Annotated in this window: 3 protein-coding genes; all 3 read right to left on the reverse strand. The window is 52.3% G+C overall.

Annotated elements, in window-relative coordinates; all coding sequences use genetic code 11:
• Window positions 1-1,136, reverse strand: a 1,136-nt coding sequence (locus B3W37_RS09765; RefSeq protein ID WP_483175592.1) for a nitrogenase component 1, incomplete at its 3' end; no start/stop codon positions are given.
• Complete coding sequence (locus B3W37_RS09770) at window positions 1,105-3,291, reverse strand: nitrogenase component 1 (protein ID WP_483175593.1); 2,187 nt, start codon at window positions 3,289-3,291, stop codon at window positions 1,105-1,107. The genes B3W37_RS09765 and B3W37_RS09770, both read right to left, overlap by 32 nt.
• Window positions 3,292-3,359: 68 nt before the next feature.
• Complete coding sequence (locus B3W37_RS09775; protein ID WP_483175594.1) at window positions 3,360-4,532, reverse strand: S-layer homology domain-containing protein; 1,173 nt, start codon at window positions 4,530-4,532, stop codon at window positions 3,360-3,362.
• Window positions 4,533-4,787 lie beyond the last annotated feature (255 nt).

Genomic DNA, 4,787 nt, shown 5'->3' on the forward strand with positions numbered 1-4,787 from the left:
TTGCCGTCGGCCAGGACCACATCAGCGCCGCTTTTTACAACAGAGGCCCCTAAAGTACTGTCAAGTCCGTTCTCCCGCAGGTATTTTTCAAGGAAGACGGCATCGTCGCCTAAATGAGCCGGTATTATTTCAACTGCTGCGGGAACCATCCCCAGATAGCTGTGCAGCCACACGGTCAGAGCGGCGGCCAAGGCAGGTTCGGCCTTCACCGCGAAAGTAGCGCCGCGGGGCAGTCCGGTTACCGAGTTATAGCGGGACAGGTGCAGAAATGCATGGGCCTGGCAGGCTTCTATATCCAGCACAGCCGGGACGGGATCAACCTCCAGGGCGGCACAGACTTCCCTGATCCAGTTTTTGCTGGCCTCAAACCCCAGCGGTAAACCGCTTCGGGGAGACAGAAATGGCATGTTATGATGTTTATGCATCCACTGGCATAATTGCAGGCCGTATTCAGGATGGAGCAGGATATTTAAAGACGCTTTGTTATACTGCCGCAGCCGGGCCAGGTCGCTGCCGGCGCAAAAAGTGGCCTGTATGGAAATGCCGCACAGTGACAGCAAGCGCTGCAGTTCCTTAATCGAACCGCTGTAATGCTTGTGATATATGGATATGCCCACCAGATTGACCGTTAGCGGGCAGGTCTTGGCCGGAACCGGTTCCAGATTCTGTAATAATTGCAGCACGGCGGTCTGAAAGCCTTCGGTAAACAGACCCGAAAAGCCGGTATTTTCGATGCACAAATATGGCGTATCCACAACTCGCCCTTTAACCAAACCTTCCAGGTCATCGCCGATTAAAGCCGCGCCGGGGGAATTGACTACCGCTACCAGCTTGTATTCCGGCTTTACGGCCACCTTTTGCAGGATTTTTTCCAGTTTGGCAGTAGCCCCGTAGACATAATCATATCCGTCCAGAAAGGTAGCGGGTACGCGCGGCTGGCCGAAATAATAGATCTCCGGATAATTTAAGGGATCAAAGGAGAGGTCCCGGGGATATTGGTAATCGGAGATGGCGCTGTGATAGAACTTGCATCCGGTGGGACCATTTAAAATCACCACTGCGTCTTTAATGCCTTCCAGGGCGAAAATAGCCCCGCTGAAAGCATCAGGCCATATATTTTCTGAATAAGGCTGCATCCTTTTTCCACCCCTCGTTGAGATTATTACGAAAGATCTGGGTCCATCTCCGGGCTATTTCTATACCGCTGAAAAAGCCCACTGCCGGGCATAAAGGAATCACATCGCTAAAAACACCGCCGTCAAAATGGGCCAGGGCGTGGTTGGACAGGTAGATGTCGGGTTTCTGGGATTGGATGTCCTCCAGACGCCTTTCGTCAGGGTATGGCTCAATCAAGGGAAACTGCCCCTTAAATCGGGAACGGAAATTATTGTCCTGAGAATAATTGAGAATGCCCACCAGCGCGATTTCCATGCCCAGATCCAGGGCCGGCTCCAGTATCCAATCGATATCGTGATTGTAGGTGACCACCATCAAGCGTTTACCGGCTAAGGCCGGTCGAAGTGATGCTATCTCAGCCTGGTACAGCTGGCGGTAAGAGGTGATTATTTCGTCAACCAGCTCCTGCCTGGAGAAGAACTCCGCAATCCCCGTAAGCCAGCTGGCGGTCTCTTCAAATCCCCTGGGAAAAGGTTGGTCGAAGAAATGAGCCTCAAAATTCTTCCCCAAATAATCACGCATCATGCGGCCCATATAGTCATCATAAGCCAGAAGGTTTAAGGGGGCTTTTTTAAAAGAGGCGATTTCCTGCACCGAAGTCTGGCATATGAAGCGGCAGTTGACCGACACCCCTACATGCTTCAGCAGTTCTTTGACGATCTGCAAATTGGGCTCGGTAACACTGGCGATGGTTTTTTCTCCGATTATGTTGACCAGATCGGGCTCAGGCTTGGTTCCGGGCCGGATCAAGGCCCGGGCTATTTCCGCATAGGCTGAAATCATACCCTGCAGGTAGTCGCCGCTGATGTTGCCGTCGACCGGCAGTGCCACTAATCGTGTTCCCCCAGGGTCGTCCAAGTCCATGACATGCTCCAAACTGTCTCCGATAATGCCTGCCGGGCAGGTAGTAGCGATAAAAACAGCCTTGGCTCCGGTTCCTTTAATAGCCAGGACCTGCTGGCGCAGCTCTTCTATGCCGCCAAAAATCATTCTGCCTTCATTCATATCAGAACTGAGCAGAGGCGGAATAATGTGCGCAGGCATTGACACTCCCCTTTCAAACAACGCTTTGCGCGCCGCCGAGGTTATGGTCTGGTAAGAGGCGTGGGCACAGCTCCTGGGGCCGTGGGCTATGGTAACGGCATCCCCAACCTGTATAGCCGCGTTAACCGCACCGTTAAAAGCGCAGCCGTGCAGAGGCTCCCGCCGGCGCACATTTAAGGAGAGCAACGAAGAGCTTGCTTGGACGGCGCCGGATGGCAGGTTCTCAGGTTTTTTGTTTGTAGAAGGCCTATTCAAGGTGCGCCTGGGGAAAGAGCGCCGCAGGACCAGTTCTTCTAAATGCTCAGGTTCTAAAGCCCGGGCCGGGTACAAGGCGTGTTCCCCTATTATCTTCCCGGCCAGACCGTCAAAAAGCTCATATAAATTGCGGTGACCGCTTTCAAAAAGCGTGCACGCCATGGCTTCGCTTGCGGCAAAATCGTCGCTGCGGGGAATAATCGCACATACAGGCAGGCTTACGGCTGCCGCGAAACGTGCCACCCGCTGTTCTTCTTCCGCCAGTCCTTTGTGATTAAAAATCAACCCCCCCAGACGGGGATTAACATCATAATTCTGCAAGCCCTTAAGGATATTGTTGGCGGCATACAATGACATGAACTCACCGGAGGTAACGATATAGACCTGGTCAGCATATTCCCGGCGCAGGGGTACCGCGAAACCTCCGCATACAACGTCTCCAAGCACGTCGTATATCACCACATCCCGGTCGCTGTTCATAATCCCGAGCTTCTGAAGCAGGTCAAAGGTGGTGAGTATCCCCCGCCCTGCGCATCCTACCCCGGGTTCGGGTCCGCCTGCCTCCACGCACCAAATCCCGCCATAACCCGAAGCTACAATATCTTCGCATCTCCAACTATCCGGCGGGGTATTTTTTATATAGTCCAAAACCGTCAGGGCGGGGCGGCCTCCGGTCAAGAGGCGGGTCGAGTCGTGCTTAGGGTCGCAGCCAACCTGCATCACATTAAGACCTCTTAAAGTCAGGGCCGCTGAAATATGGGCGGCCACGGTTGATTTACCGATGCCGCCCTTTCCATAAATGGCGATCTGCTTCATCAAACTTCCCCTTCATATACATGCCGGGCCCATCGCAGAGAGCGGTCAAGCTCGGAGCCATCTACCTCTTATTGTACCGTAATTTGGGTTATAATCCCGTTGGTTATGGTTAGTTCTACGTAATCATTATCCTGAATATCGTATAAAGTCGCATTTTCGATACCAGGTATCGATATTCTGGCGGCTGTGGACACCAGGTAGGCCAGAGGCAGGCCGTCGGTAGATAACACTATAAGGCGTTTTTTAGCCGAGACCAGGTAAACCAGACCACTCTTATAAAAGGTCTCTGTACCGCCTTGCTCAAACACTGGCTGGGGTTGAGGGGTTATTGTTGCGGCAGGCGGCTCGGAAACGGCCAGATATTCGATTTTGGCGCCATCTATCACCAGATTTGCGTAGTCGCCTAGTTTTAAGGCATCCCAGGTGCAAGCCTTGTCATTGAGGTCAAACAAATAGCTGTCATCGGTTAAGGTGTATCCCATGATGGCCTGCCCCACCTGTAAACCTATAGTGTCCGGCGAAAGGGCGGTAATCGGACCCTCAACCTGATTTGCCGAGGGGGTGAGATAGGGCTCGGCCCGGGTCAGAAGGGTAGCGGTTTGGGCGCGGGTTACCAATTGCTCAGGCTTGAAGCTGCCATCGGGAAATTTTGAAATCAAATCATACTTTAAAGCCGCATTTATGTAACCTATCGACCAGGAAGGCATCTCGTCCGCATCGATGAAATCAGGTGTGGTGCTGTTCATTGTGAATGCTTCCGACTGTTTGCCGATCAGGCGCACCATCAGCTGGCTTATCCAGGCGCGGCTGGCGAAGTCTGAGGCGATGAAGTCTTTTTGGGAGGGCACCAGGAGTCCCTGTTCCACGGCAAACAACAGCTCTTTCTTGAAAACCCCCTGGTTGGCCCAGGAAGGGACCTCGAAGGGCAGATCCGCATCGGCATTTACTTCAGAAATGGCACTGTCCTGCCCCATACAGCGCACCGCCAAAAGCACTGCTTCCAGCTGTGAGATGGGTTGGTCGGGACGGAAATTGCCGTTGTTATCCCCCGACATTATATCCCGGGCGGACAGATTGACAATGTATTTCAAAGCCCAGTGGTCAGGCGCAACGTCGTTAAATGGAGTGGCCTGCTGGGCTGCAGATAAAACAACCGGAAACATCAGTCCCTGCGCCAGAAAAAACAGCCCGGCAAGCAATGATGCCATTAATCGTCTATTTGTTTTATAAAACAACTTCAAAATTAACCCTCCTCATGAATGATTTTCCTCTTTTTATAGCATTACATTCGCGATGGAGAAGCTCTTTCCTGCTGAATGGCAGGGAAAGGTCGCTGTCGATTTTAAGGGTATGGCGAAATAAAAAGGGACTGTTGGCACGCAACTGCATATAAAAGCAGTCGAAAAAAAGGCTGCCCCTGAGTCCATTTTGGACTTATAGGGCAGCCGCTCTCTTTGATGACTTTATTTAACCGGGATTCTCATTCCATAGAAGGA

The organism is Syntrophomonas sp. UBA5494, from assembly GCF_002426325.1.

Bases quoted from the DNA above. Each gene is read 5' to 3' on its own strand.
- B3W37_RS09770 (WP_483175593.1), bottom strand. From the start codon at position 3,291: ATGAAGCAGATCGCCATTTATGGAAAGGGCGGCATCGGTAAATCAACC.